The organism is Pseudomonas sp. PICF6 (assembly GCF_009831705.1).
Taxonomy (GTDB): domain Bacteria; phylum Pseudomonadota; class Gammaproteobacteria; order Pseudomonadales; family Pseudomonadaceae; genus Aquipseudomonas; species Aquipseudomonas rhizophila.
The window spans coordinates 19212-22177 of sequence record NZ_WUUD01000005.1 but is presented as its reverse complement, the minus strand read 5'-3'; the positions used below and the strand labels follow the sequence as shown (position 1 = coordinate 22177).

The 2966-nt window shown below is 63.5% G+C and carries 2 protein-coding genes and 1 pseudogene; all 3 read right to left on the bottom strand.

Annotated elements, in window-relative coordinates:
* A partial coding sequence (locus tag GSM73_RS03150; protein WP_160891540.1) for an aspartyl/asparaginyl beta-hydroxylase domain-containing protein occupies positions 1–736 on the bottom strand: 736 nt, incomplete at its 3' end.
* Between the two features lie 12 nt (positions 737–748).
* Positions 749–2260 carry a TolC family protein gene (locus tag GSM73_RS03145; RefSeq protein WP_076383244.1) on the bottom strand — a complete coding sequence of 504 codons (1512 nt, stop codon included), beginning with the start codon at positions 2258–2260 and terminating at the stop codon, positions 749–751.
* Between the two features lie 40 nt (positions 2261–2300).
* A pseudogene (locus GSM73_RS26800) lies at positions 2301–2966 on the bottom strand (glycosyl hydrolase); the annotation flags it as partial.

Genomic DNA, 2966 nt, shown 5'->3' with positions numbered 1-2966 from the left:
CCTGCAATTGCTCCCGGGTAACGTGCAAATCGCGTGAGGCAGCCATCGCGATTGCGCACTCAATGAAAGCGTCTACGTCATGCAGGCTCTGCAAAGTCCGGGCAAGGTGAGGGTCGGTTTCAACGAGCTGCTCAAAGCACACCAGATCACTTCGCTCAGCCACGATTGCCGGTGTGCTGAGCAGCCCGGCGGCGACCTGCCGTTGCAGCCATGGGCTGGGGCGGCAATCGAGCACCAGATGAATCCGCGGCTGACTGCTGTGGTTATCGACGCGATGAGGCAGCGACAGATCAAGAAACCAGCATTCGCCCGCCGTCATCGGAATGCGTTGCCCATCCAGCCAGAAATCCACGCCAAGCGGGCTGAGCAGCGGCACATGCAGGCGCAGATCGGCGTTCGCGCCACCCAGGTCATAATCGCGATGCTCGTGGATACACCCGCCGGGACCGAGTCGCAGCAGCCGGGCCGAGACGATTTCCAACGGCCAGTCGCGCAACGCCTCGTGCCAACGGGCATCCTCTGACCAGAGCGCGCGCTGCACGGGCTGACCGCGCCCGGGAGACAACGGGGTCAAGGCATCGACCGCCGAAATCAGCGCCACGCCACTCCAGTCACCACTGTAGTACGCGCTGTTGAAGTGGCCTTGCCAATGATCGTCCTCAACGGCTGCCAGTGCCTGCAACAGCAAAGGCAGGTTCACCGTTACCGGCAGCCGGGAAAACGCCGGGCGCACCATGCGTACGGCCTGTTACTGGGTCACCGCCGCGGTCGGCACCGCGATATCGCCCTGGGCCCACGCCGCTTCGCGGTTGGCCAACGCCGTGGCAATGGACTGCACTTGGGTCGATTGCACTTCATCGGGCAACGGGTCGAGGCCAGCGCTGGCAAAGATCTGGCCGTAGGCGTTGCGCAGGTCGGCATAGGCCAGATCCCGCCGCAAGTCAGCCTGCAGCGTATTGAGTTCGCCCTGGATCAGGTCCAGCTCACCCAAGCCGGCGGCCTGATGGCGGTTGCGCAGTTGACCCACGATCTGCCCATCGATCTCCGACAGCTGCTGGCTGGTCTTGAACTGGCGCAGCGCCTCGCGGTAATTGGCATTGGCCACGTACAGCTGCGCCAGCACGGCGATCGACATCGCCTGGCGCCGCGCCGCCGCGACCTCTTCACCGGCCTTGGCCACGTTGATGGCCGCCGGGGCGGAGATCACGTTGAACAGATTCCAGGTGACCTTCACGCCATAGTCAGCCCAGCCCTGCTCCACCAGGAACGAGTTGCTGTCGTAATGCCCCCCAGCGGAGAACTCCAGCCCAGGTAACAGGCGCAGCATGGCCTTGCGGGTTTCAGCGGCGGTAATGCGCGTCTGGTAGTCCTGCTCGCGCAGTTCCGGGCGACTGGTCAGGGCTTCCTGTTCCAGGCGCGCGAGGTCGACCTTGAGTTCCGGGATGACGTACTCATCCTGGGTGGCCAAGGTCAGCTCGGTGCCCAGGGGCAGGTTGATCAGCGTCGCCAGTTCCGTCTTGGCCAGGGACAACGCCCGGCGCTGCTCTTCGAGCTGGCGGGTGGCCTGGATCAGCGAACGCTGGTAACCCAGTGCCTGCACCGGATCGCCAATGCGTTGCTCGCTCATGCTCTGACTGTTGCCGCGGGCCGTATCGACTCGGACCATCAGGCTGTCGATCTGCTTGAGCAGGCGCTCGGCGGCCATGGCTCGCCAGTAAGCCGAACGCACATCCTGGACGATAGTGTTGATGACTTTGCGCCGACGCTCCTGCACGATCAGCCGCTGGTCCCCGGCCTGCTTGGCGCTGATGTAACTCACGCCGAAATCGAGCACGTTCCAGACCATGGTCAGGTCGGCTACTTCGCGATCGCGGTCCTGGGAGGTCGACGGTTCCAGAGACTGGGTACCGGTTTCCACGCTCTGGCTGCTGGAAGCGCTGACGTTGTTGCGGCCCACGTAGCCGGCGTCCAGGGCCATGCGCGGCAGCATGTCGAAACTGGCCAGGTCCAGCTGACGCTTGGCCAGGGCTTCTTCCATGATCTTCAAGCGGCCTTCAAGGTTGTACTTCACCGCACGGGCCATGGCCTGGTGCAGGGTCAGCGGGCCGCTGAGGGGCTCCTGATCCTTGTACATATTCTGCAGATCGGTCCGGGCGCGCTGTTCGCTGACGCTACGCTCGATCGGCTCGCTGGTGACCGCACATCCGCTGACCGTCAACGCCAGCACACTCATTGCGAATAACTTCTGACTTCTATTCATTCCCTGGATTGCCCCTGGCTGCCCCAATTTTTTTAGTTGTTCAGGCCTGCGCCTGGCTCATGCCGACCTGTTGCAATGCCATTGCCAGGCTGTCGACCTGACGCTGCTCGGTGTCTTTGAGTTGTTGAAGTTGCTGGCCCAGGGTTGGTGCGCCGAATACCCCTTGAGACCCATCACCGCCCTGCATCGACTGGCTGTCGAAGGCGTCCAGCGATTCACCATCGGAACCGGCATCCTGGCTGAACAGACCGGCGATCGTGCTGCTGCCGAACACCCCGCCATCGCCACCCCCGAAGCCCAGGAAGCCCTGGCCGGAGCCATCGCCCGCAGCGTCGGAGCTGAATACCTGGGCGATATAGCTCGGCGCCAGTGCACCACGGTTGATGAAAATGTCGCCGATCGGCCGAATGCCGCCGCCCACGTCGCGTTGTTCAAACAGCGGTGGAAAGCCCAGCGGCGAGCCGAGGTCACCGGTTGGCGGCGTAAAGACAATCGGCTGCAACGGCACCTCGGAGGGCGGCACGACCGTGACAGGGTCGGACGTCAGGAACTCCGGCGGTGGCTTCACATCGTTGGCCACCACGGTGTCGATGGCGTAATTGTTGGACACCGCCACGCTTGCTCCGGCGTTGCCTGTCAGGTCGCTGACGTTACTGGTGTCCAGAGCGATGAAGTTGCTCGGGTCCGTGAGGTTCACCGTGGGCGT

Coding starts and splice junctions, on each gene's coding strand:
- GSM73_RS03145 (WP_076383244.1), bottom strand. CDS start 2,260: ATGAATAGAAGTCAGAAGTTATTCGCAATGAGTGTGCTGGCGTTGACG.